This window comes from Umezawaea sp. (genome assembly GCF_036375055.1).
Classification (GTDB): Bacteria; Actinomycetota; Actinomycetes; order Mycobacteriales; family Pseudonocardiaceae; genus Umezawaea.
The window spans coordinates 46,343-69,197 of sequence record NZ_DASUSQ010000063.1 but is presented as its reverse complement, the minus strand read 5'-3'; the positions used below and the strand labels follow the sequence as shown (position 1 = coordinate 69,197).

22 protein-coding genes are annotated in these 22,855 nt (G+C 71.7%); 16 read left to right on the top strand and 6 right to left on the bottom strand.

The genetic code is table 11. The annotated features are described in order from the left end of the window. Positions 1 to 4: 4 nt before the first annotated feature. The gene (locus tag VFZ92_RS17635) at positions 5 to 1,081 is read right to left on the bottom strand and encodes a pentapeptide repeat-containing protein (protein WP_330877031.1); all 1,077 of its coding nucleotides are present in this window, start codon (positions 1,079 to 1,081) and stop codon (positions 5 to 7) included. Positions 1,082 to 1,209: 128 nt separating this feature from the next. On the opposite strand from VFZ92_RS17635, the gene VFZ92_RS17630 reads away from it, so the two are divergent. Beyond that, positions 1,210 to 2,025 carry an SAM-dependent methyltransferase gene (locus tag VFZ92_RS17630; RefSeq protein WP_330877030.1) on the top strand — a complete coding sequence of 272 codons (816 nt, stop codon included), beginning with the start codon at positions 1,210 to 1,212 and terminating at the stop codon, positions 2,023 to 2,025. Between the two features lie 61 nt (positions 2,026 to 2,086). Continuing rightward, positions 2,087 to 4,258 carry a putative bifunctional diguanylate cyclase/phosphodiesterase gene (locus tag VFZ92_RS17625; protein WP_330877029.1) on the top strand — a complete coding sequence of 724 codons (2,172 nt, stop codon included), beginning with the start codon at positions 2,087 to 2,089 and terminating at the stop codon, positions 4,256 to 4,258. A 282-nt stretch (positions 4,259 to 4,540) separates the two neighbouring features. Here the strand turns inward: VFZ92_RS17625 and VFZ92_RS17620 are convergent, their stop codons facing one another. After that, on the bottom strand, positions 4,541 to 4,957 hold the full coding sequence (locus VFZ92_RS17620) for a MarR family winged helix-turn-helix transcriptional regulator (RefSeq protein ID WP_330877028.1): 417 nt from the start codon (positions 4,955 to 4,957) through the stop codon (positions 4,541 to 4,543). Positions 4,958 to 5,012: 55 nt separating this feature from the next. On the opposite strand from VFZ92_RS17620, the gene VFZ92_RS17615 reads away from it, so the two are divergent. The 9 genes from VFZ92_RS17615 to VFZ92_RS17575 all read left to right on the top strand — a co-directional run bounded on the left by VFZ92_RS17615 (position 5,013) and on the right by VFZ92_RS17575 (position 13,876). Continuing rightward, positions 5,013 to 5,747: an alpha/beta hydrolase gene (locus tag VFZ92_RS17615; RefSeq protein WP_330877027.1), complete on the top strand. Its 735-nt coding sequence runs from the start codon at positions 5,013 to 5,015 to the stop codon at positions 5,745 to 5,747. A gap of 216 nt (positions 5,748 to 5,963) precedes the next feature. Next, on the top strand, positions 5,964 to 6,989 hold the full coding sequence (locus tag VFZ92_RS17610; RefSeq protein ID WP_330877026.1) for a glucose 1-dehydrogenase: 1,026 nt from the start codon (positions 5,964 to 5,966) through the stop codon (positions 6,987 to 6,989). Positions 6,990 to 7,426: 437 nt separating this feature from the next. Next, a complete protein-coding gene (locus VFZ92_RS17605; protein ID WP_330877025.1) occupies positions 7,427 to 8,026 on the top strand; it encodes a DUF3558 domain-containing protein in 600 nt (199 codons plus the stop codon). A gap of 121 nt (positions 8,027 to 8,147) precedes the next feature. Continuing rightward, positions 8,148 to 8,537, top strand: coding sequence for a transcriptional regulator (locus VFZ92_RS17600; RefSeq protein WP_330877024.1), 390 nt, complete (start codon positions 8,148 to 8,150; stop codon positions 8,535 to 8,537). A gap of 41 nt (positions 8,538 to 8,578) precedes the next feature. Further along, complete coding sequence (locus tag VFZ92_RS17595) at positions 8,579 to 9,928, top strand: PPE domain-containing protein (protein WP_330877023.1); 1,350 nt, start codon at positions 8,579 to 8,581, stop codon at positions 9,926 to 9,928. Continuing rightward, on the top strand, positions 9,925 to 10,731 hold the full coding sequence (locus VFZ92_RS17590) for an ESX secretion-associated protein EspG (protein ID WP_330877022.1): 807 nt from the start codon (positions 9,925 to 9,927) through the stop codon (positions 10,729 to 10,731). The genes VFZ92_RS17595 and VFZ92_RS17590 overlap by 4 nt, the downstream gene beginning before the upstream one ends. 117 nt (positions 10,732 to 10,848) lie before the next feature. Continuing rightward, on the top strand, positions 10,849 to 12,522 hold the full coding sequence (locus VFZ92_RS17585) for a glycosyl hydrolase family 28-related protein (RefSeq protein ID WP_330877021.1): 1,674 nt from the start codon (positions 10,849 to 10,851) through the stop codon (positions 12,520 to 12,522). A 39-nt stretch (positions 12,523 to 12,561) separates the two neighbouring features. Beyond that, the gene (locus VFZ92_RS17580; protein WP_414719921.1) at positions 12,562 to 12,909 is read left to right on the top strand and encodes a sterol carrier family protein; all 348 of its coding nucleotides are present in this window, start codon (positions 12,562 to 12,564) and stop codon (positions 12,907 to 12,909) included. A gap of 19 nt (positions 12,910 to 12,928) precedes the next feature. Next, the gene (locus VFZ92_RS17575; RefSeq protein WP_330877019.1) at positions 12,929 to 13,876 is read left to right on the top strand and encodes a pirin family protein; all 948 of its coding nucleotides are present in this window, start codon (positions 12,929 to 12,931) and stop codon (positions 13,874 to 13,876) included. Here the strand turns inward: VFZ92_RS17575 and VFZ92_RS17570 are convergent. Together VFZ92_RS17570 and VFZ92_RS17565 are read right to left on the bottom strand one after the other, a co-directional pair. After that, positions 13,873 to 15,846 carry an alpha/beta hydrolase gene (locus VFZ92_RS17570; protein ID WP_330877018.1) on the bottom strand — a complete coding sequence of 658 codons (1,974 nt, stop codon included), beginning with the start codon at positions 15,844 to 15,846 and terminating at the stop codon, positions 13,873 to 13,875. The genes VFZ92_RS17575 and VFZ92_RS17570 overlap by 4 nt on opposite strands. Beyond that, a complete protein-coding gene (locus tag VFZ92_RS17565; protein WP_330877017.1) occupies positions 15,843 to 16,154 on the bottom strand; it encodes a type VII secretion target in 312 nt (103 codons plus the stop codon). Before VFZ92_RS17565 ends, VFZ92_RS17570 begins: the two co-directional genes overlap by 4 nt. Before the next feature lie 103 nt (positions 16,155 to 16,257). On the opposite strand from VFZ92_RS17565, the gene VFZ92_RS17560 reads away from it, so the two are divergent. The 5 genes from VFZ92_RS17560 (at position 16,258) to arfB (ending at position 20,568) form a co-directional block, all read left to right on the top strand. Further along, a complete protein-coding gene (locus VFZ92_RS17560; protein ID WP_330877016.1) occupies positions 16,258 to 16,992 on the top strand; it encodes a maleylpyruvate isomerase N-terminal domain-containing protein in 735 nt (244 codons plus the stop codon). After that, positions 16,989 to 17,300 carry a hypothetical protein gene (locus tag VFZ92_RS17555; RefSeq protein WP_330877015.1) on the top strand — a complete coding sequence of 104 codons (312 nt, stop codon included), beginning with the start codon at positions 16,989 to 16,991 and terminating at the stop codon, positions 17,298 to 17,300. Before VFZ92_RS17560 ends, VFZ92_RS17555 begins: the two co-directional genes overlap by 4 nt. Positions 17,301 to 17,402: 102 nt before the next feature. Continuing rightward, entirely contained in the window at positions 17,403 to 18,941 is a 1,539-nt protein-coding gene (gene purF, locus VFZ92_RS17550; protein ID WP_330877014.1) for an amidophosphoribosyltransferase, read from the top strand. Positions 18,942 to 18,952: 11 nt separating this feature from the next. Further along, positions 18,953 to 20,047: a phosphoribosylformylglycinamidine cyclo-ligase gene (gene purM / locus VFZ92_RS17545; RefSeq protein ID WP_330877013.1), complete on the top strand. Its 1,095-nt coding sequence runs from the start codon at positions 18,953 to 18,955 to the stop codon at positions 20,045 to 20,047. A 92-nt stretch (positions 20,048 to 20,139) separates the two neighbouring features. Next, positions 20,140 to 20,568, top strand: a complete 429-nt coding sequence (arfB, locus tag VFZ92_RS17540) for an alternative ribosome rescue aminoacyl-tRNA hydrolase ArfB (RefSeq protein WP_330877012.1) — start codon at positions 20,140 to 20,142, stop codon at positions 20,566 to 20,568. Here arfB and VFZ92_RS17535 read toward each other — a convergent pair. Both VFZ92_RS17535 and VFZ92_RS17530 read right to left on the bottom strand, forming a co-directional pair. Further along, on the bottom strand, positions 20,565 to 21,239 hold the full coding sequence (locus tag VFZ92_RS17535) for a response regulator (RefSeq protein WP_330877011.1): 675 nt from the start codon (positions 21,237 to 21,239) through the stop codon (positions 20,565 to 20,567). The two genes, arfB and VFZ92_RS17535, sit on opposite strands and share 4 nt — an antisense overlap. Beyond that, positions 21,236 to 22,798 (bottom strand): sensor histidine kinase, encoded by a 1,563-nt coding sequence (locus tag VFZ92_RS17530; protein WP_330877010.1) that lies wholly within the window; start codon positions 22,796 to 22,798, stop codon positions 21,236 to 21,238. Before VFZ92_RS17530 ends, VFZ92_RS17535 begins: the two co-directional genes overlap by 4 nt. Positions 22,799 to 22,855: the final 57 nt, after the last annotated feature.

Here is a 22,855-nt window from a genome sequence, read left to right as displayed (position 1 = left end):
ACCATCAGCTCCTCACCAGTCCGGTGCCGTCGGGGCGCTGGTCGACGACCCACCCGTCCGGCAGCTGGTTCTCGTGGTTCAGGGACACGAACATCGAGTGCGTGCGGGCCACCTGGCCGCCCGCCATCCGCAGGTCGAGACCACCGGTGAACTTCGTCCCGCTCAGCTCGACCGGCTGGTCGAACACGGCCCGCTCGAAGGACACCGGTCCGGAGAACTCGGTCCTGGTGAACTTCACCGGCCCGAGGAAGCGGGTGTCCCGGAAGTCGACCCAGTCGTCGGCGGACGCCTCCTGGAACGAGACCTTCCCGTGGAACACCGCGTCGTGCAGGTGCAGCCGCCCCTCGACCTGGCAACCGCTGAGGAACGCGTCGCCGTGCACGTGCGAGTGGTGCAGCGAGTTGGAGTGCCGCAGCACCGCGTCCCGCAGCGTCAGCCGCCCGATCCGCCGGTGGGACAGCTCCAGGAACGACAGGGTCGCCTTCGACAGGTCCACCTCGTAGTGCGGCGCGTCGACCTCGCCGACCTCGGGCAGCAGGTCGGCGATCAGCCGCTGGGCCGTGCGGCGCACCTGGAGTTCGGCCTCGTCCTGGTCGTCCCCCAGCTCGAACGGCCTGCGCAGGTAGGAGCACACGATGTCGAGCACGGTCTGCGTGTACTCGGTGCGCGACCGCGCCAGCCCCGCCAGCGCGTGCAGCGCGCCGACCCGGACCTGGTCCGTGTCGTGCCCGAGCAGTTCCACGGCACGGGCGAACCGCTCGTCGGCGACCCGCGACCGGTCGTGCTCGGCGCGCTGGTTCTCCAGGTCCTGCCGCGCTTCCTCGGTCCGCCGCCTGCGGTCGTTGAGCCACAGCGCGTAGAGGGCGATCACCGTGCCGCCCGCGAGGCCGCCGGTCTTGATCGCCTCGTTCTTGGCCGCGTTCGGGTCGAACACGACCAGCCAGCCGCTCACCAGGAGGAACGCGCCCACGGCGCCGACGATCGTCGGCGCCAGCATGTTGCGCCTGCCCTTGAGCCTGATCACCGCGAACGCCGCCGCGGCGGCGAGCACGACCGCTCCCGCGATCCAGAGGTACTTCACAAGACGGGCATTGTGCTCGGTGGGCGCCACCGCTGTCCCCGGAACCACCGGGGGTTCGTGCGGGCGGTGTGCCAACTCACCGCTGTGGACCATGATGGGCGGGCAACGGTGGTGACGAGGGGGAGCACGTGGCTGAGCGGCCCGGTTGGGCGTCGGGGGACATGGACCTGGAACGCCCCAGCGTCGCTCGCATCTACGACTACTTCCTCGGCGGTGCGCACAACTTCGCGGCGGACCGGGCCGTGGCGAACAGGACGCTGCGGGCCATGCCCGAGCTGCGCGGGGTGGTCCTGACCAACCGGGCGCTGCTGCGCCGGATGGTCCGCCACCTGCTGGGCCTGGGGATCCGCCAGTTCCTCGACCTCGGTTCCGGCATCCCCACGGCGGGCAACGTGCACGAGATCGCGCACCGCGTGGACCCCTCGTCGAAGGTCGTCTACGTGGACGTCGACGCGGTCGCCGTCGCGCACGGCAGGTCGATCCTCGTGGACGTGCCGAACGCGACCGCGCTGCGGGCCGACGTCCGCGAGGCGAAAACCGTGCTGGAGTCCGCAGAAGTGCGGTCGACACTGGATTTCGACCAGCCGATCGCCGTGCTGATGATCGCGCTGCTGCACTTCGTGCCGGACTCCGACGAGCCGCACCGCCTCGTCGCCGAGTACCTCGACCCGCTCGTCCCCGGCAGCTACCTGGGCGTGTCGCACTCCGGTTACGAGGACGGAGAGGAGGGTGAGGGCGCCGCACGGGCGCGCCGGACCTACAGCGAGGAGGTGGCCAGGATGACCCACCGCAACCGGGCGGAACTCGCCGGCCTGTTCGGCGACCTGGAGATCGTGGACCCCGGCGTGGTGCGGATGCCCTACTGGCACCCGGAGTCGCCGGACGACGTCGACGAGGCCGCGGCGCGCTTCCCCGGGTTCGCCGCGCTGGGGCGCAAGCGGTAATGGTCGACTCCAGTGGGCAACCGGCCGTATCCTCTGCGTTTGTGGCGGCAGGCCGACGAACATGACGGAACGGGTTGACCAGCGGGTGCCCAGCAGCCGATCGGAACTGGACCCGGCCCTGGTGGCCGGGGCCGAGGCGTTCGCGCGCACGTGGGCCACGGCGGTGATCGGCAGCAGCTACGTGCCGATGACCAGGGCCGAGGTGGCGGAACACCTCCAGGCGTTGACCGAGGTGCTGGTCACCGCGCTGTTCGCGAACCCGTTCCGCACGGCCCCCGGCCACGAGATCGGCGCCCGCCTGGTCGAGGCCCACTTCACCGGCACGGACACGCTCGGCCGCACCGTGCAGCTGCTCGGCGACGACCTGCTGACCGAGCTGGGCATCACCCTGGACGACCGCATGGCGCCCCGCCTCGCCGCGCTCCAGGGCGCGCTGGCCGCCGGGTACGCCCGCGCGCTGCGCGAGCGGACGCTGGCCGAGCAGGAGGCCATCCGGGCAGCCGTCCTCGACGCCCGCGACCAGGCCGAGGCGGCGCTGCGGGCCAGCGAGGCCCGGTTCCGCGCGATGTTCACCGAGGCCGCCATCGGCATCGGCATCGCGGACATCGAGGGCCGCATCCTCGACGTCAACCAGGCGTTGCAGGACATGCTCGGGTTCACCGTCGACGAGATGCGGCAGTACAACATCCGCGACCTCATGCACCCCGAGGACAGCGGTACCGTCTGGCGGCTCTACGACCAGCTGATCGCGGGCGACTGCGACCACTACCGCGCCGAGAAGCGCTTCCACCGCGCCGACGGCGAGCAGGTGTGGACACACCTGACGCTGTCGCTCGTGCGCGACGACCACGGCGAGCCGCAGTACCAGGTCGCGATGATCGAGGACGTCACCGACCGCCACCTGCTCCAGAACCGCCTGCGCTACCAGGCGCTGCACGACCCGTTGACCGGCCTGCCGAACCGCGCGCTGTTCCTGGAACGCCTCGGCCGCGTGTTCGCCGCCGCCGCGGGCGCCACCGGCCGCAGGGCCGGTCTCTGCTACCTCGACCTGGACGGCTTCAAGGTCATCAACGACAGCCTCGGCCACGACATCGGCGACCAGCTGCTGGTGGAGGTGGGCCGCCGCCTGGACCACTCGGTCTCCGGCGACGGCAAGCTGGTCGCGCGCATGGGCGGCGACGAGTTCGTCATCCTGGTCGAGGGGTCGGACAGCACCCAGGACATCGTCAACGTCGCCGACCGCGTCCTGCACGAGCTGGAGGCCCCGATCAAGATCGGCGGCCACGAACTGACCGTGTCCGCCAGCATCGGCATCGTCGAACGCCCCCTCCTGGGCACGACCGCCGCCGACCTGATGCGCGACGCGGACATCACGCTGTACTGGGCGAAGGCCGACGGCAAGTCCCGCTGGGCCCTCTACAACCCGGAGCGCAACGCCCGCGAGGTCGCCCGCTTCACCCTCTCGGCCACCATGCCCGCGGCGCTGGAGCGCGACGAGTTCTACGTCGACTACCAGCCGCTGGTGCGTCTCGCGGACAGCAGGATCACCGGCGTGGAGGCGCTGGTCCGCTGGCAGCACCCCGAGTTCGGCAGGCTGGCACCGGACCGGTTCATCGAACTGGCCGAGGAAACCGGCCTCATCGTCCCGCTGGGCCGCTGGGTGCTGCGCAAGGCGTGCGAGGAGGGCCGCCGCTGGCTGGAGGAGTTCGGTGACGCGGCCCCTTTCGTCAGCGTCAACCTGGCGGTCCGGCAGAGCCGCGACCCGGAACTGGTGCGCGACGTGAAGCGCATCCTCGACGAGTGCGGCCTACCACCCCACCACCTCCAACTGGAACTCACCGAGAGCGCCATCATGGGCACGGCGGACGAACCGCTGGAAGCCCTGCGAGCCCTGTCGGACATGGGTGTCAGGATCGCCATCGACGACTTCGGCACCGGCTACTCGAACCTCGCGTACCTCAAGCACCTGCCGGTGCACGAACTCAAGATCGCGGGGTCGTTCATGGAGGGCTTGCGCGCGGCGGACGAGGAAGACGCCGTGGACGCCCAAATCGTGTCGACCCTGGTGCAGCTGGCCCACGCCCTGGGCCTAGGCGTGACGGCCGAGGGAGTAGAAACCCCGGCCCAGGCGAAAAGGCTGCACCGAATCGGGTGCGACACCGGTCAGGGCTGGTTCTTCGCCCGACCGGGTCGCCCCGAGGACGTGGACCACCTACTACGCGGCGGCCTTTAAAAAGCTCGCCACAACAAAAGCAGGCCAGGGCCTTCCCTGAGCCACGGCCGATTTTACTCGGGGGATGTGACCCTTGCCCTGGTAGACCGGGCAGGTGGTCACCACCTGCCCCTGAGCCCGATCACAGGGTCAGATCGAGGGGGCCCCGAGTCACATCGGCCACCCCGGCTGGGACCGACAGCCACCCGATCCCCTGGGACTCGCAGTTACCCGATCTCGGGGACTCGCAATTACCGATCTCGGGGACCAGCAGCGACCCGTTCCCCCAGGACTGGCAACCGCTCACCCCCGCCCCTCGATCAACACCCGCAACATCCCGTCGAACCGCTCCAACTCCTCCGAGCTGAACACCGAGAACGACTCCGCGGCCACCCGAGCGGCCACCTCCGCCCCGGCCCACCGCAACTCCACCCCCAGCGCGGTCAGCCGATGCCGAACCGCCCTCCCCGGCCCCGGCACCCTCTCGATCAACCCCCTCCCGATCATCCGGCCGGCCAACGTCCCGAACGCCTGATCGCTCTGGAACGTCAACAGGGCCAGGTCGTGCAACGACGCCTCGGGGTTCTCGTCCAAGTGCCGCAACGCGTCCCACTGCACCAGGCTGATGTCCAGCTCGGCCAACTCCGCCGTCATCGCGCGGTGGTGCCGCATCTGGAGCCGCTTCACCGCGTGCGCCACGTCCTGGGGAGATCTGCTCACGGCCACCACCGTAGTCCACTTGTTTATATAAACATGTTGATATAGCGTCTCCCGCATGTTTTCCGATGAAGGCCAGGGCCGCCCCTTCCTCCTGCTGCACGGCGGCGGAGGCCCTCGAACCGTGGCCGGGTTCGCCCGCCTCCTGTCCGAACGCGCCAGGGTCGTCACCCCGGTGCACCCCGGTTTCGGCGGCACCCCGCGCCCCGCCGACCTGACCGACATCCGCGGCCTGGCCCACCTCTACCTGGACCTCCTGGACGACCTCGACCTGCGCGACGTCACCGTCATCGGCAACTCCATCGGCGGCTGGATCGCCGCCGAGATGGGGGCCGCGGGCAGCGACCGCGTCACCGGCGTCGTCCTGGTCAACGCCGTGGGCCTGGAGAGCCCGAACCACCGGGTGGTCGACGTCTTCCCGCTGGCCCCCGCCGAGCTGGCCGCGCTGAGCTTCCACGACCCGGCCGGGTTCACCCTCGACCCCGCCGCCATGACCGGGGCGCAGCTGACCGCGGCGAAGGCCAACCGCGAAGCGCTCGCCACCTACGCGGGCACGGCGATGACCGACCCCACGCTCCGCGACCGCCTGCGGGGCACCTCCGTCCCCACCCTCGTCCTCTGGGGCGAGTCCGACCGGGTCGTCACCCCGGACTACGGCCGGGAGTACGCCGAGGCCATCCCCGGCGCCGAGTTCCGCCTGCTCCCGAACACCGGCCACGTGCCCCAGGTGGAGACCCCCGACGCGCTGCTCGCCGAGGTGTGGGCGTTCGCGACCGGCCAGCCCGCCCGCTAGACCAACCCCGGCCGCGCTGCCCCTCCCCGACCGAGGAGCCGAACCCGTGCCGACCACCAGGTCACGGGCGGGTGTTCCGCTGATCACCCGTCCGGCCCGGACGCGCCCGTCCGGCTAGCCTCGCCGGGTGGCACACGACACCGCACCCCGACGCACGTCGGTGACCGGCACCGCCGTGCCCGACGACCAGGGCCGCACCCGCGACGGAGGAGACCGATGAGGGCAGCGTTCGTGGTGCCGGGCAAGCCGGAGCTGGCCGAGGTCGTCGAGTGGGCCGACCCCGTGCCCGCCGACGGCGAGGTGCAGGTCGAAGGCCTGCTCGTGGGCATGTGCGGCACCGACGTGGAGATCGTCCGCGACGGCTTCGGCACACCGCCGCCCGGCCGGACGGGGTTCGTGCTGTTCCACGAGTCGCTCGGCCGGGTCGTGGCCGCGCCGATGGGCGGCGACCTGGCGCCGGGCGACCTGGTCGCGGGGGTGGTGCGGCGGCCGGACGCCGTGCCGTGCTCGGCGTGCGCCGTGGACGCGTGGGACTTCTGCCAGAACGGGCAGTACACCGAGCGCGGCATCAAGGAGCTCGACGGCTACGGCATGCAGCGGTGGAGCGTGCCGCCGAAGTACGCGATCAAGCTCGACCCGACCCTCGGCGACCTCGGCGTGCTGACCGAGCCGACGTCCATCGTGGCCAAGGCGTGGGACCAGGCGCTGCTCAACTGCCGCCGCGCCCACCTGACGCCGCGGACCGTCCTGGTCACCGGCGCGGGCCCGATCGGCCTGCTGGCGGCGATGCTCGCCGTGCAGCGCGGCCTGGCCGTGCACGTGGTCGACCGGGCCACCTCCGGCCGCAAGCCGGACCTCGTGCGCGGGCTCGGCGCGACCTACCACTCCACTGTGGACACCGTGCCCGAGGTGGACGTCGCGCTGGAGTGCACCGGTGTCGCCGAACTGGTCTGGGAAACCGTCCGCCGCGCCGCCGTGACGGTGCTGACGGGACTGTCCGGCGACCACGGCGCGTTCCCCGCCGAACGCCTGGTGCTCGACGAACTGGTGCTGCACAACCGTTCCGTCGTCGGCTCGGTCAACGCGGGCCTGCCCGACTGGCGCACCGCCGCCGCGGCGCTGGCCGCCGCCGACCGCTCGTGGCTCGGCGGCCTGATCACCCGCCGGGTGCCGCTCGACCGCTTCGTGGACGCGATGGAGCGGCAGCCCGACGACGTGAAGGTGGTCGTGGACCTCGCCTAGCGGACCGGTGCGGCCACCACCTTCCCCGCGTTGTTGCCGGGCACCTCGCCTCCTGGGGCGGACGCGCGGTACCGCGCCGCGCGAGCTGCACGTCCCGGAACAGCCCCTGGCCGCGGTCCGGTGGGAGCTGCGACCGGTCGGTGAAGTGGATCGCCAGGTCGTCCGCCCGGTCCGACGGGAACGCCTTGATCGCCAGCGCGTTGTCCCCTTGCGCAGCAACGGGTCACGTCGAAGTCGTGGGTCGGGCAGGTGCCGACGACCTGGTCCGGGCCCGCGACCCCCGTGCCGTTGAGCCGCACCTCGCCGCGGGACATCACGCCGCCGTTGAGCTTGAGGAACGTGTGCACGCCCGCCGCGGTGGTCGGGCGAACGGCGGCGGACCGGTGTTGATTCCGAACCGGCACTCTCCGCGACTCGGGATCCGATACCTTGCCCCCATGAGCCACTGGCACCGCGCCGCGGCACTCGCCGCCGCCGTCGCCCTCCTCGCGGGCTGCTCGCAGAAGACCTCGGGCTCCGCGTCCTCCGGGGCGTCCGAGTCGGGCGGGGCCACCTCGGCGACCTCGGCCGCGCGGCCGTCCGCGAGCGCGAAGCCACCGGTCACCCGGCCGAAGGAGGTCGACCTCACCGGCGTCGACTCGTGCTCCGTGCTCACCGACGCCCAGAAGAAGCAGTTCGACCTGGTCAGGGAGTCGGCGAGGCTGCCGTACCCGACCCATCCCGAGGCGGTCCTGTGCTCGCTCGGGTCGAGCGACTTCTCCTACGGGGTCGGGGCCGCGGTCATCACGAGCGAGGGCATCGAGATGTACGCCGAGGGGCTGGAGTCGGGCAAGGCCTCCGCGACCGTGGTCGGGGGCTTCCCCGCGGTCCTGAGCGAGTTCCCCGGCGCGCTGCCCGCCTGCTTCGTCGGCCTTGACGTCGCGGACGGCCAGATGGTCGAGGTCCAGGTCGACGGCTCCAAGCTCCCGATGCCCGAACTGTGCACCCGCGCCACGAAGATCGCCGAAGCGGTCGTCCAGACGATCAGCGCGAAGTGACGGACGTCCTGAGTAGAACTGCGCGAATACCAGTGGAACCGTCGCGGCGCGCCCTGCATCAGAGTTAAAGTCGTCTCAATTGCACTCACTGGGGTAAGTGCAGGACTGAGGAGGGTGTGCCGTGTTCATCGCGGATGGTGGTGGGGGCTCGTCGCAGCCCTCGGTTCCTGCGTACAGCGGTTCGAAGCAGGGGCTCAAGATCGAACCCTCGGCCATTCCCGCTGCTCGGAAGGTTTTCGAAGACGCCCTGACCGTGCTGGACGAGCAGATCAGGGCGACCCGCGCCTCGCTCAAGGCGCAGGAGTGGGCGCGCGACCCGGTCAGCGCGGAGACGGCGGAGAAGTTCAACGTCCGCACCTTCGAGGGCGGGGACACCGCCGCCACCGCCGCGATCCTGGCGTACCGCGAACAGCTCAGCGGAGTTGTGAGTCAGCTCACTCAAATCGAGGCCACCTACCGCAGGGTCGAGGGTGACAACGTCGCGTCCTGGGGGCGCGTCAACCCGGCCTGAACCGGCCAGCCGTACGACCGCACCCGAGGGGGCGAAGGACCATGGGCGATCACCGCTGGCGCGGGTACACCCACGAAGAACTGCACAAGATGATCAACGGCGGCCCTGGCGTGGCCGCGTCCATCCCGCTGGAGGACAGCTGGAAGGCGCTGTCGGAGACGCTCACCCAGATCGACGCGTCCATCCAAGAAGGACTGACGAAGGTCGGCGCGAGCTGGGAGGGTTCCTCGGCCGAGGCCGCCACCGCCGCCCTGTCGCCGCTCGCGGCGTGGGCGACCGACGCGGGCCAGGGCGCGGACACGATGAAGGCCTCCGCGCACCTCCAGGGCGGCTACATCGCGGACGCGCGCAAGGAGATGCCCGAGCCGCTGCCGATCACGACCGAGGCACCGTCCACCGGAGACAAGGTGCTCGGCGCGCTGGCCGGTCCCGTGGGCATCATGCACGTGATCAACCAGCAGAAGGACCACGAGGCCCAGGAAGCCGCTCAGGACAACGCTGAGCAGAAGGCCGTCACGGTCATGAACAACTACCAGTCCAGCAGCGAGTGGAACAGCGACACGCTGGGCGAGTTCGTCCCGCCGCCGCAGGTCGTGATCGACACGCCGCCGCCGAGCGGCGCGGGCTCGTACAACAGCACCAGCGCGAACTACACGAGCACGGACTCGTCGACCTTCACGCCCAAGGGCGGCGACGGCACCACGAGCACCTCGTTCGCGGCACCGCCGACGGGCACGCCGATCAGCCAGCCGCCGGTGTTCACCGGTGGCGGCACGACGAACCCGTCGTGGACGCCTCCGCCGGTCCAGCCGCCGGTGAACCTGCCGCCGGTCCAGCCGACGCCTCCGCCGCCCGGTGGCTTCCCGCCGCCCGGTGGGTTCCCGCCTCCCGGCTCCGGCCCGGTCCGGCCCCCGGTCAGGCCCGGCCCGGTTCCGCCCGGCGGTCTCCGGCCGACCGGTCAGCCCGGTCCCGGTGGCCGTCCCGGCGTGCCCGGCGGCTTCCGACCCGTGGGTCCCGGCGGTCCTGGAGGCCCCGGCGGTTCCTCGGGCGGTCCCGGTGGCCAGGGTGGTCCGGGTGCCGGTCGCGGCGGCTTCGGCGGCGTGCCCGGCGGTCCCGGCCAGGGCATGAGCGGTGCGAACGGCCCCGGTGGCCAGTTCGCCGGCCGTCCCGGCGGCCCCGGTGGTCCCGGCGGCGGCTTCGGCCCCGCTGGCGCGAACGGCCCCGGTGGCCGTCCGGGCCAGGGTGCCGGTGGCATGGGTGCCGGTCGTGGGGGCGACGGCGAGGAGGACGGCGAGCACAAGATCGCGGACTACCTGGTGGAGACGGGTGACGTGTTCGGCGACGAGCGCCTCGTCGCGCCGCCCGTGATCGGGGAGACGCCGCAGCAGTGACGTACTTCGGGGGGCCGGTGGAGAGGGAGCCCGTGGTCCTCTCCACCGAGGAGTTCGACGTCGTGTGGGAGCACCTGCGACTGGGGCCGATGCCCCTCGTCATCAAGGTGCCCTCACCCGGCAAGACCGAGCGCGAACGCCGCGACCTGGAACTGCGGGTCTGGCACGCGCTGGAGTCGCGTGGGTTGGGGCGGCCGATCGCGCTGCACCCCGAGTTCGACCACCTGATCAGGATGTTCGTCCGCCCCCAGGTGGAGGTGGACGCCAGGGTGTGGACGGGCAGGAGCGTCCGCGTGCTCGCCGTCGCGAACGGCGACGCGGGCGCGGTGGCCACGCTGTCCGGCGACCGGATCACGTTGCAGCGCGCGGCGGGGTCCGGTCTGCCGACGGCGGTGATCGCCGCGCTGCCGCAGCACCCGGCCGGGAGCGGGCACTCGGTGACCATGCCGAGCGCCGACCTGGAGGCCGCCGTCCAGAAGTCCGACGGCACGCCCAAGAGCCTGGAGAACTCCCTGCGGGAGCACGGAGTGCGGGACGAGGACGCGAAGACGCTGGTGAAGATGTTCACCAACCTCGTCCACACCGGCAACTTCGGTGCGGCCGCCCGCGACCGGTACGGCAAGCGCTGCCGTCCGGAGCGGGTGGTCGCGTTCTTCGACACCGAGGACGGCCGCTACCTCCAGCAGCGCCGTGCGTCGGGCGGCACCGAGCCCTGGAGCACGTTCACCCCCACCGACCTGCGCAGGTTGACCTTCCAGGTCGACGAGCTGCTCGCGGAAGCCGTGCGCAGCGCGAAGGGCTGAGGTTCCGGGCCCGTGCCGCAGGAGTGCCACGGGCCCGGACCAGCCCTGGCGCACACCCCGCCGATGGGGTTTGATCACCCTCACCGCCGCCGCCCCCTTGCACGAGGAGACGGCGACATGACCATCGAGCGCAGGCGCTTCCTGATCGGCACCGGGATCGGCCTGGCACTCCGGGCCCCGTTCGGGCCCCCGGCGCACGCCAGCGCCACCGAGCAGCCACCCGCGGAGAAGGCCGCCCTCTGGCGGGAGTTCGCGGCCGACCCGTACGACCACCCGCAGATCCCCAACGTGGCCTACGCGGGCTACCGGACCGGTGAACGGCCGCCGCGCCGCCCGGTCCGCGCGAACGTCCTGAGCTTCGGCGCGAGGAACGACGGGTCGGCCGACGCCTCGGCCGCCATCAACCGGGCCGTCGAGGCCGTCGGCCGCCGAGGCGGTGGCACCGTCCTCGTCCCCGCCGGGACGTACCGGATCGACGACATCATCCGCATCGGCCACGACGACGTCGTGCTGCGCGGCGAGGGCAGCGGCCGGACCGTGCTGCACGCGACCCGTTCGCTGGAGGAGGTCGTCGGCGTCAACCGCAGCCGCTACGGCAGCGAGAACTCCGCGTGGAGCTGGAGCGGCGGACTCGTGTGGGTGTGCCACCGCGACCGCTACCAGCCGTTGATCGACGCCATCAAGGCCCGCCGGTGGCCGTTCGAGGGCTGGACGGGCAACGAGGGCGACGTCGGCGAGGACCTGACGACGCTCGCGGAAGCGGCGCCGCGCGGGGCGTTCACGATCACCGTGACCGACGGTCGCGAGCTGCGCGCGGGCCAGCGCGTGCTGCTCAAGCTGGACGACGACGGCCGGCACGGGCTGCCGAAGCTCATGTGCGGCGACGTCGAGGGCACCGCCGCCTACGACTGGGCGAGCAAGACCAAGCTGCTCACCTACTTCCCGTTCCAGTGGCCGGTGCGGATCAAGTCGGTGCGCGGCAACAGGGTTCGCCTCGAACAGCCGCTCCCGCTCGCCGCCCGGCCCGCGTTCCGGCCGCGCCTGACGACGTTCGGTCCGGTCGTCACCGGCGCGGGCGTCGAGGGGCTGACCATCCGGATGGTGAAGACCCCACGGCCGAAGCACCTGCTGGACAAGGGGTACAACGGTCTGGTGTTCCAGTGCGCGTGGGACTGCTGGGCTGACGACGTGTCCGTTGTGGACAGCGACAACGGCTTCCTCTTGGTCTCCAGCAAGGGGATCACGCTCACCCGCACCGGCGTGAGCGGTCGCGGGCAGCACCACTCGTACGCGTGCCGCGAGCAGTCGCACGACAACCTGGTGCAGGACTTCGCCATCGGGGCGTTCACCGAACCGCCGACACCCGGCTCCACCCACCACGGCATCAACGTCGAAGGCCTGTCGTGCGGCAACGTCTGGTCGCGCGGCCGGATGGAGGCGGGCACGTTCGACACCCACCGCGGGCTGCCGTTCGGCAACGTCCGCACCGAGGTGGAGGTGTTCAACGACGGTCAGCACGGCGGCAGCGCGGACGCGGGTCCGTTGTACGGGGCCAGGTTCGCGCACTGGAACGTGACGATCACCAACGCCCGCGCGGGCTGCGTGAAGATCGACACCGTGGCGCCGTCCAGCGCGACCGTGGCCATCTCCGAGTGCACCGAGTTCGGCCAGGTCGACAAGCCCGACTTCGCGGGCGCGCTCGGCTCGCGGATCGAGCTGCACGGGACGACCGCCGTACGACCCGCGAACCTGCACGCGGCGCAGCGGGACCTCCGCCGACACCGCGACTAACCTGGACGGGTGCCGTCGAAAACCGTTGACCCACACGAGATGCGCGCCGCGGTGGCGGCCGTGCTGCCCTGGCTGGAGGGCGCCGCCGACCAGCCGGAGCGGACCGTGCTCGCCGCCGCGGTGCGCCTCAGCCTCCGCACCCTGGAGCAGGACGCCCCCGGCCGCAGCGTCGAGGTGCGCGTGCCGCCGTTCGCCGCGGTGCAGTGCGTCGCGGGTCCGAGGCACACCCGCGGCACGCCGCCGAACGTGGTCGAGACCGATCCCCGCACCTGGCTCGAACTCGCGACCGGCAGGCTGACCTGGGCGGACGGCCTCGACGCCGCGAGGATCACGGCATCGGGCAGTCGCGCCGACCTGTCCGCGCTGCTGCCCGTCCTGCGCCTCTAGCGCGATCTACCATTCCGGCATGAGCAACGCGGAAGCGAGCCCCGAGGTCGTGCCCTGCGAGTCCACGCGCTCAGCTCCCCAGCTCCTGCTGCCGCGCCTGGTCCCGCTGGGCGGTCCCAGGGCCCAGCCGGTCCGCCGCACGCTGCCGCAGCGCGCCAGGTCCCTCATCGGCGCCTGGTGCTTCATCGACCACTACGGTCCCTCGACGCCGAGCATGGCCGTCCCCGGCCACCCGCACACCGGCCTTCAGACCGTGTCCTGGCTGTTCAGGGGCACCATCGAGCACCGCGACACCGTCGGCACGAGGTCACTGGTCCGGGCGGGCGAGGTGAACCTCATGACCGCCGGTCGCGGCATCGCCCACTCCGAGCACGCCACCGCGGACTCGGACCTCCTGCACGGCGTCCAGCTCTGGGTGGCCCTGCCGGACCGCGACCGCTTCACGGCTCCGCGCTTCGAGCACCACGTCCCGACCCCGACGGCCGTGGGCGACGCCACCGCGACCGTGTTCCTGGGTTCGCTGGCGGGCTCGTCGTCGCCGGTGGAGACCAGCACGCCGCTGCTCGGAGCCCAACTGGACGCCCCCGCGGGCTCGACGCTGACCCTCGACGTCGACCCCGCGTTCGAGCACGGGCTCCTCGTCGACTCGGGTGACGTCGAGGTCGAGGGCGTGGCCGTGACCGACGCCCAGCTCCTCTACCTGCCCACCGGCGCCGAGACCGTGACGATCGCCGTCGGCGACCACCCGGCCCGCCTCCTGCTGCTCGGCGGCGAACCGCTCGACGAGCGCATCGTCATGTGGTGGAACTTCATCGGCCGCACCCACGACGAGGTCGAGCGCTTCCGCGCCGAGTGGCAGGCCCAGATCCCGGAGCGGGAAGGCCCGTACGGCACCTTCCCCACCGAGTGGCCCTCGGTCCTACCGGCCCCGGAACTGCCGAACGCCCGCCTCAGGCCCCGCGACTAGAACCACGACCCGATCGTCTTCACCGCGCCCGCGGCCCCGTCGTAGACGTCCCGCCCGAACTCCGCGACGTTGCCGACGGTGCCGACCACGATGTCCCCGGCGTCGTTGAGCAGCTCCACCCCGGTGTCCGCGGCACCCTGCCCGGCCTCGGACCAGTTGCCGGAGAACAGGTCGCCGACCACCCGCCCGCCACCCGTGACGACGTCGCCGACCAGGTCCGCGCCACCGGCACCGACGTCGCCGACCAGGTCGACCACCGGCCCCACACCGGGCAGGTTCGAACCGGGCAGCGACGGGCCGACCGGGCTGTCGTACCACTTCTGCGACGTCACCGACCCACCGTCGCCGGTCGCGATCTTGGCCAGGTTGGAGACGGACTCGCTGCCCTCGGCGTAGTACTGCGAGTGCGCGTCGACCAGGTGGGCGGGTTCCGGCGTGCCGAAGACCGTCGCCCCGAAGTCCTTGTCGTACGGACCGGTGGACGACCCGTCGGCGGTGAACCAGTCGGAACTGGTGCCCTGCACGACGGGATCGTGCTCCGTGGCCCCCGCGTAGACGTGACCCGCGCCGACCGAGAGCTGGTCGACGTTCGACGCGCCGACACCGGGCGACCCGACGAACGCGATGTCGTCGGCGGCCAGCCCGTTCATGCCCGCGTAGCCGACCGTGGTGCTGCCGTAGGAGTGGCCGATCACCGTCAGGTGCTGGTTGTTGCCCGCCGCCTCAGCGGCTGCCCGGTAGCCGTTGACGTCGGCGACCAGGTTCTGGCCGCCCTCCTTGGCCAGTTCGGGGCTGCCGACCTCGCCCGGCGTCCAACCGGGAGCGTCGTAGCCGAGCCACTGGATGGTGGCGTTGCCGTCGGGACCCATCTGCCCACGCAGGTTGGCCGCCTGTTCGACGGAGAAGCTGTCCACCGTCGATCCGGTGCCCGGGACGCAGACAGCGAGGTTCTTGGCCGTGTCGGGGTCGCCGTAGGCGATGGCCATCCCACCGTCGCCGCGAGGGCCGTACGGGTCGTAGGCGAGAACTCGAACGTCGCTGTTGGGCCACTTCTTCTCGCCGGCGAAACGCTCTGCCTCTTTCAGGCTCTGCTGCGCGCCCGCGGCGTTCTCGGCCTTGGTGGCCGCCACCTGGCGGTCTTCCATGAGCGACGCGTACCGCGGGTCGTTGAGCAGCTTGGTCTGGCCGTCCGAGGTGGTGGGGTCGATGCCCAGCTCGGCGGCCCGCTGCGCCATCGCGGTGTCCAGCCGGTCGCGCTCCGCGCCGAAGCGCTGGACGTCATCGTTGATCCGGGCGCGGTTGGCCTGGTCGAGGACACCGGACGGGAGTCCGCGCAACTGGCCGAGTTCCTGGAACTTCGTCCGCAGCAGTTCGTCCTGCTGCTCCTTGGTCAGCGACTTCCACCACGCCGCGACCTGCTTGGGGTCCGTGCCGGGGCCGGGCACGGTGGCCGACGTGCGCATCGCCGCGACGGTCCTCGCCCACCCGGCGTCGGCCTTGGCCGTTTCCTCAAAACCGGGCTTGACCTGCGACAACGCCGACGCGTACGAGCGGAGGACCTGCTCGTAGCCGCTCTTCACGGTGGTCAGCGACGTGTTGACCCGTTCGGCCAGCTCCAGGGTCTGCTGGGCGTCCATCAGCGGTGAGCGGCTCCGCCACACGGCGATGACCTGGTCCGCGCTGCCACGCATCTGCGAGTAGGCCCGTGACGCGGCCTGCACGACGTCGACGCCGACGCCGAGGCGTTCGGTCGCCACGGTCGCGGACTTCGTGGACAGCTCGGCACGGGCACCGAACTTCTCCGATGCCTGGCCGGTCCAGCCCGACTTGGCCGTGGAGCCGCCGGAACTCACCGAATCACGTGCTCGGCCGACCGCGCTGATGGCACCGCTGATCGGGTCGCCGGCAGCGGCGATCCGCCCGGCATCGCCCGATGCGAGTTGGCCGTAGAGGACCTCTGGATCGTTCACTGCGCTCCACCGATCTTGCGGAAGCTCTGGTGCGAGTCGTCGTCCGTGCGTTCGTAGGTGTCGGCGTTCTGGGTGAGCCCCTCGCCCGCGTCGCGGTACCAGGCCGAGCCGCGCCGCAGGTCGTCGGACTGCTGGCTGGTGAACTTCGCCAGCGCGTCCGCGAACTCCGCCGCCGCCGGAACCTCGCCGAGCGCCCCCGCGTCAAGGCTGAGCATGGAGATGAGTTCGGCGCCGTCCGCGGTGGCGTCCGCTCCTTCGTGGAAGCCCTTGGAAGCGTTCCGCAACGCCTCCGGTTGCACACCGAACACGATTTCCCACCCTTCGTGACACCGACCGCTTGCACTGCGACGCACCCGAACCGCGACCGGTTCCGGCACGATGACCAAGAACGATCGAACCAGGAGGCAGCACGTGCCAGCAGGATGGACCACGCAGCGGTGGACCGAGGTCTTCCTCGAACAGTCGACGATGTTCCGCGAGGCGGTCGCGGAAGCCGACCCGGCCGCGAACGTCCCCAGTTGTCCGGGCTGGAACTTCGCCGAACTGGCGGTCCACGTCGCCAGGTTCCTGGAGACCTCCCTCGAATACCTCCGCACCGGCAGCACCGTCCAGCTCAAGCCCCCGCCCCCGCCGGTCGGAGCGTCGCCGATCGAGTACCTGGACGCCCAGTTGGCCGACGCCGCCGAGGTGCTGCCGCTGGTGCCCGGCAACCGACCCACCTGGACGTTCTCTCCTGCGGCCCCCGACCTGGCGTGGGTCTGGCACCGGCGGATCGCCCACGAACTCGACCTGCGCCGGTGGGACGCCCAGGCCGCGTTGCGCCAACTGGTGACCGGAGACGCGGACTTCGCGGCCGACGGAATCGACGAAGCGCTCGGCACGTTGCTCGCCGCGAAGTACACGACCGACGTCCCGCTCCAGGTGACCGGCACGGTGGTCGTGCGCTGCACCGACGTGCCGGAGTCCTGGCACGTCCGGCTGACCCCCGGTGAAGTGCCCGAGGTGCGTGCGGCCGCCCCCGGTGAGGTCGCCGACGTCGAGGTCGACGGTGAAGCACAGCTGATCCACTACGGGCTGTGGGGCCGCCTGCCGCTCAAGTCCGTGGGTGACGAAGCCGTCCTGCGCGCGGTGAGGATGGACCGATGAGGAAGCTGTTCCTGCTGCTCCCCGTCGTGCTGCTGCTGTCGGGCTGTGCCAGCGAGTGGAGCGGGGAGGTGCGGTTCAAGGTACGGGAGGTGCGCGAGATCTCCAGCGGGCCGATGGTCTTCCTCGACGTCGAGGGGGACAAGCCCACAGGACTGCAGTTGATCTCTGCGGGCAGTGCCGAGCCCGACCAGCTCCCGGCCGACGTCAAACCCGGTGAAGTGGTGGTCTGCCAGGTCAAGCAGACCGACGACGACAACCTGGACGGTGGCAACACCAGGACCTCCGTTGGGCCGTGCAGGCGACCTTGAGCGTGCGTTTCATCACGTCAGCGGCGGTTGGATGGGGTGGGTTCACCCCATGTTCGCCGTACACTCGTGGTGCCGACCGACATCGTCGCTAGGGAGCACTCGGTGGTCACCGACCAGTCAGACGCCGGCCGCACAACCACCCCATTCGAAGACACACTCGATTCGGACCCGCGCGAAGAGTGCGGTGTGTTCGGTGTGTGGGCCCCTGGCGAGGACGTCGCCAAGCTCACCTACTACGGCCTGTACGCCCTCCAGCACCGCGGCCAGGAGGCCGCCGGGATCTCGGTGGGCGACGGCAGCCAGGTCGTGGTCTTCAAGGACCTCGGGCTGGTCAGCCAGGTGTTCGACGAGCAGGTGCTCCAGTCGCTGAAGGGCCACGTGGCCGTCGGGCACTGCCGGTACTCGACGACCGGGTCGACGACGTGGGAGAACGCGCAGCCGACGTTCCGCACGACGGCCGCGGGCAGCGGGCTCTCGCTGGGCCACAACGGCAACCTGGTGAACACCGCCGAGCTGCTGGAACGGGCGCAGAAGCTGGGCATCGTGTCGCGCAACGGCGCGACGACGGATTCCGACCTGGTCTGCGGGCTGCTGGCCGCGACCGCCGCCGACATCGGCATCGAGCAGGCCGCCCTTGAGCTGCTGCCGACGCTGAAGGGCGCGTTCTGCCTGACGTTCTCCGACGAGAACACCCTGTACGCGGCCCGCGACCCGCACGGTGTGCGGCCGCTGGTGCTGGGTCGCCTCGAACGCGGCTGGGTCGCCGCAAGCGAGACGGCGGCGCTGGACATCGTCGGCGCGTCGTTCGTGCGCGAGGTCGAGCCGGGCGAGCTGATCGCGATCGACGAGAACGGACTGCGGTCCACGCGGTTCGCGACGCCGGAGCCCAAGGGCTGCGTCTTCGAGTACGTGTACCTGGCGCGGCCGGACACGACGATCTCCGGGCGCGGCGTGCACGCCACCCGCGTGGAGATCGGGCGCAGGCTGGCCGTCGAGCACCCGACCGAGGCCGACCTGGTCATCCCGGTGCCGGAGTCGGGCACGCCCGCCGCCATCGGCTACGCGCAGGCGTCGGGCATCCCGTACGGGTCGGGCCTGGTGAAGAACGCCTACGTCGGGCGGACCTTCATCCAGCCGTCGCAGACGATCCGCCAGCTCGGCATCCGGCTGAAGCTGAACCCGCTGCGCGACGTGATCCGCGGCAAGCGGCTCGTCGTCGTGGACGACTCGATCGTGCGCGGCAACACCCAGCGCGCGCTGGTGCGGATGCTGCGCGAGGCCGGTGCGCTGGAGGTGCACGTGCGGATCGCGTCGCCGCCGGTCAAGTGGCCGTGCTTCTACGGCATCGACTTCGCCTCGCGCGCGGAGCTGGTCGCGAACGGGCTCGACCTGGACGGCATCCGCCGCTCGGTCGGCGCGGACTCGCTCGGCTACGTGTCGCTGGAGCAGCTGATCGCGGCGACCGAGCAGCCGAAGACGCGGCTGTGCAGCGCGTGCTTCGACGGCGACTACCCGATCCCGCTGCCCGCGGACGCCCTGATGGGCAAGCACCTGCTTGAGGGCATCAAGGGAGTAGCGGGCTCGGCCGCCCCGGTCCTGCCGACCGGGTACGGTGCCGAAGACGCCCTGCAAAGGCCCTGAATCCCCCCACGATGGAGCACGTTGACGTGAGTGCCGAGACCGACAACGCCAAGGCGACCTACGCCTCGGCCGGAGTGAGCATCGCCGCGGGAGACGAGGCGGTGGAGAAGCTCAAGCCCTGGGCGGCGAAGGCGCACCGGCCCGAGGTGTTGGGCGGCATCGGCGGGTTCGCGGGTCTGTTCCAGCTCAAGCTCGACCGCTGGAAGGAGCCGGTGCTCGCGGCCTCCACGGACGGCGTCGGCACGAAGATCGCCGTCGCGCAGGCCATGGACAAGCACGACACCATCGGCCAGGACCTGGTCGCGATGGTCGTGGACGACCTGGTCGTCTGCGGTGCCGAGCCGCTGTTCATGCAGGACTACATCGCCGTCGGCAAGGTCGTGCCGGACAAGATCGCCGCGCTGGTCAAGGGCATCGCCGAGGGCTGCGTCCTGGCCGGTTGCGCGCTGCTCGGCGGCGAGACCGCCGAGCACCCCGGCCTCATGGGCGACGGCGACTACGACATCTCGGGCACCGGCGTCGGTGTCGTCGAGGCGTCGAAGATGCTCGGTCCGGACCGGGTCAAGCCCGGCGACGTCGTCATCGGCATGGGCTCGTCCGGCCTGCACTCGAACGGGTACTCGCTGGCCCGCCACGTGCTCCTGGAGATCGCCAGGATGCCCCTGGAGGGCCACGTGGAGGAGTTCGGCCGCACCCTCGGCGAGGAGATGCTGGAACCGACCCGCATCTACGCCAAGCACTGCCTCGCGCTCGCCGCGGAAGCGGACGTGCGCACGTACGCGCACATCACCGGTGGCGGTCTGACCGCGAACCTGGCCCGCGTGCTCCCGGAGGGCGTCCGCGCCGACCTGGACCGCGGCACCTGGACGCCGGACCCCGTGTTCGCCCTGATCGCCCAGCGCGGCCGGGTCGAGCGCGAGGAGATGGAGAAGACGTTCAACATGGGCGTCGGCATGATGGCGGTCGTCTCCCCCGAGGACGTCGACCGCGCACTGGCCGTCCTCACCGCCCGCCACGTGCCCGCGTGGGTGCTCGGCGAGGTCAACAAGGCCGACGGCGCGGACGCCCCCCGCGCCACGCTGGCCGGCGACCACCCCAGGTTCTGAGTCCGCCCTCTCCGGCCGCTCGTCGACGACGGCGGCCGGGGAGGCCGGTAAAGATCGTGACGACACCGGGTCGTGGGTTCTAGGGTTGCCGGGTGGCTGAGGACTTGACCGTGACGCGGACGCTGGTGCTACCGGCGGCCGAACTCCGCGAACGGTTCTCCCGGTCCTCGGGCCCCGGCGGCCAGGGCGTCAACACCGCGGACAGCAGGGTCGAGCTCAGCTTCGACCTGGCGTCCTCCCCGTCGGTGCCGGAGTGGCTGCGCGCCCGCATGGTCGAGCGCCTGGCGGGCCGCCTGGTGGACGGTGTCCTCACGGTCGCGGCCAGCGAGCACCGCGCCCAGCTCCAGAACCGCCAGGCGGCACGGGCCCGGATGGCGAACCTGCTGAGGGACGCGGCGGCGGCCCCGCCCCCGGTGCGCCGCCCGACGAAGCCGAGCCGGGGCTCGAAGGAGCGGCGGATCGCCCAGAAGAAGCGCCGCGGCGTCACCAAGCGCGGGCGCAGCGGCGGGTTCGACGACTAGCGCCCCAGCCACACGTACTGCCGTTCGGGCCTGCCGGTGCCGCCGTACCGCAACCGCACCTCGGCCCGCCCGGTCGTCACGAAGTGCTCCAGGTACCGCCGCGCGCTGACCCGCGCCAGCTCCGTCAGCTCGGCGCACTCGCTGGCCGACAACCCGTCCAGCCGCGAGCGCAGGGCCCGTTCCACCAGGTTGGCCGTCTGCGCCGTCAACCCCTTCGGCAGCACGGGCGCGGAGGTCGGCCGGGCGCCGAACACCTGGTCCACGTCGGCCTGGCCCGCGGACCCGAGCTGGTCCAGCTTCCGGTGCAGGGCGGCGAAGTGCGCCAACTGGTCCCGCAGGGCCGCGAACTCGAACGGCTTGATCAGGTAGTGCAGCACCCCGCCCCGCATGGCGCTGCGCACGGTGTCCACGTCCGTCGCCGCGGTGATCACGATGACGTCGACGGCCTCGTCGCCCCTGGCCCGCAGTTCGCGCAGCACCCCGAGCCCGTCGACGTCGGGCAGGTAGATGTCGAGCAGCACCAGGTCCGGCCGCAACGTCTGGACCAGGCGCAACGCGTCGGCGCCGGTGTGCGCGACGCCCACCACCTCGAACCCCGGCGTCCGGGACACGTACCCGCTGTGCACCTTCGCCACCATGAAGTCGTCGTCGACGACGAGCACCCGGATCACAACGCCACCTCCCTGGGCAGCCGCGCCGTGAAGACGGCGCCGTCGTCGTTGTGCACCCGCACGCTCCCACCCCGCCGCAGGCACGTCTGCCTGGTCAGCGCCAGTCCCAAGCCGCGCTGGCCCTGCTCGGCGGCCTTGGTCGTGAACCCGTTCTTGAACACCTCTTCGGCGATCTCCGGCGCCACCCCCGGCCCGGAGTCCCGCACCCGCACCACCACCGTGCCCCCGTCCTCGGCGACGTGGACGGAGATCCACCCGCGGGCCCCGGCCAGCGCGTCCAGCGCGTTGTCCACCAGGTTCCCCAGGACGGTGACCAGGTCCGTCGACAGCACCTCGTCCACCTCGCCGAGGCGGCTGTCCGGTTCCATCCTCAACCCCACCCCGCGCTCGGCGGCCAGGCTCGCCTTGGCGATCAGCAGGGCCGCCACTGCCGGGTCGGCGATCCGCGACCCGACCTCCACCTGCCACTGCCCCTGCGCGGAGCTGATCCGGTGGACGAACCCGCGCACCTCGTCGTACTCGCCGAGTTCGATCAGCCCGGAGATCGTGTGCAGCCGGTTGCTGAACTCGTGGGCCTGCGCCCGCAGCGTGTCGGTGGCGTGCCGGTTGGCGTCCAGCTCGTTCTGGAGCACCAGCAGTTCGGTCCGGTCCCGCAGCGTCACCACGGACCCGACCTCCACCCCGTGCACGGCGATCGGCATCCGGTTCAGCGTCAGCACGGACCCGGCGCGCAGCACGACCTGGTCCGCCCCCGAGGACCTCCCGGTCAGCACGTCCAGCAGCCGCGAGTCCAGGTCCAGCTCGCCGACCTCGCGGCCGACGCAGTCGGCGGGCAGGTCCAGCGACGACCGCGCGTGGTCGTTGGCCAGCGTGATCCGGTGCTGCGGGTCGAGCCCGACCACGCCCTCCTTGATGCCGTGCAGCAGCGCTTCCCGGTGCTCCACCAGCGACGTGATCTCCCGCGGCTCCAGCCCGAGCGTCTGCTTCTTCACCCGCCGGGTCAGCAGCACCGACCCGACCACCCCGATCGCCAGCGCCACCCCGAGCAGCAGCAGCGCGTCACCGGGGGAGTCCAGCACGCCCTCGAAGAACCCCGGCGACTCCTGCCCGGCCGCGACCAGGCCGATCACCGCCCCCCGGTCGCTGATCACCGGCACCTGGGCCACGATCGCGCCGCCGAGCGACCCGACCCACGACCGCCCGGACAGGGCGGTGCTGGACCCGACGTCGAGGGCTTGCCCCAGCTGCGCGGGGTCGGGCGAGGTCAGCACCCGGCGCGCGGCGTCGGTGATGACCACGTAGGACGCGCCGGACAGGCTCCGGCCGCTCTCCGCGAACGGTGCCAGCGCGTAGTGCCGGAGCGGGTCCTCCAGCGCCACCCGCACACCCGCCGTCGCGGCCACGTCCTCGGCCACGGAGAGCATCCGGCGTCCCTCGGTGGTGGCGAAATTCGCACCCGCCTGGACGACCGACAGCGCGCCCACCGCGCAGAGCAGCGCGAGGACGACTACCAGTTGCCAGGCGAGCAGCTGTCTGGCCAGCGAACCCCGACCGCCCATCCACGCCTCCCGCCTGATCGCGTGGGAGTGACAGTAGGACTTCCCCGGCGGCGGTGC

What these genes read in the sequence shown, in the direction of transcription:
- VFZ92_RS17625 (WP_330877029.1), top strand. Translation starts at nt 2,087, where the DNA reads ATGACGGAACGGGTTGACCAGCGGGTGCCCAGCAGCCGATCGGAACTG.
- VFZ92_RS17615 (WP_330877027.1), top strand. Translation starts at nt 5,013, where the DNA reads ATGTTTTCCGATGAAGGCCAGGGCCGCCCCTTCCTCCTGCTGCACGGC.
- VFZ92_RS17610 (WP_330877026.1), top strand. Translation starts at nt 5,964, where the DNA reads ATGAGGGCAGCGTTCGTGGTGCCGGGCAAGCCGGAGCTGGCCGAGGTC.
- VFZ92_RS17605 (WP_330877025.1), top strand. Translation starts at nt 7,427, where the DNA reads ATGAGCCACTGGCACCGCGCCGCGGCACTCGCCGCCGCCGTCGCCCTC.
- VFZ92_RS17595 (WP_330877023.1), top strand. Translation starts at nt 8,579, where the DNA reads ATGGGCGATCACCGCTGGCGCGGGTACACCCACGAAGAACTGCACAAG.
- VFZ92_RS17585 (WP_330877021.1), top strand. Translation starts at nt 10,849, where the DNA reads ATGACCATCGAGCGCAGGCGCTTCCTGATCGGCACCGGGATCGGCCTG.
- VFZ92_RS17580 (WP_414719921.1), top strand. Translation starts at nt 12,562, where the DNA reads ATGCGCGCCGCGGTGGCGGCCGTGCTGCCCTGGCTGGAGGGCGCCGCC.
- VFZ92_RS17575 (WP_330877019.1), top strand. Translation starts at nt 12,929, where the DNA reads ATGAGCAACGCGGAAGCGAGCCCCGAGGTCGTGCCCTGCGAGTCCACG.
- VFZ92_RS17555 (WP_330877015.1), top strand. Translation starts at nt 16,989, where the DNA reads ATGAGGAAGCTGTTCCTGCTGCTCCCCGTCGTGCTGCTGCTGTCGGGC.
- purM (WP_330877013.1), top strand. Translation starts at nt 18,953, where the DNA reads ATGGAGCACGTTGACGTGAGTGCCGAGACCGACAACGCCAAGGCGACC.
- VFZ92_RS17530 (WP_330877010.1), bottom strand. Translation starts at nt 22,798, where the DNA reads ATGGGCGGTCGGGGTTCGCTGGCCAGACAGCTGCTCGCCTGGCAACTG.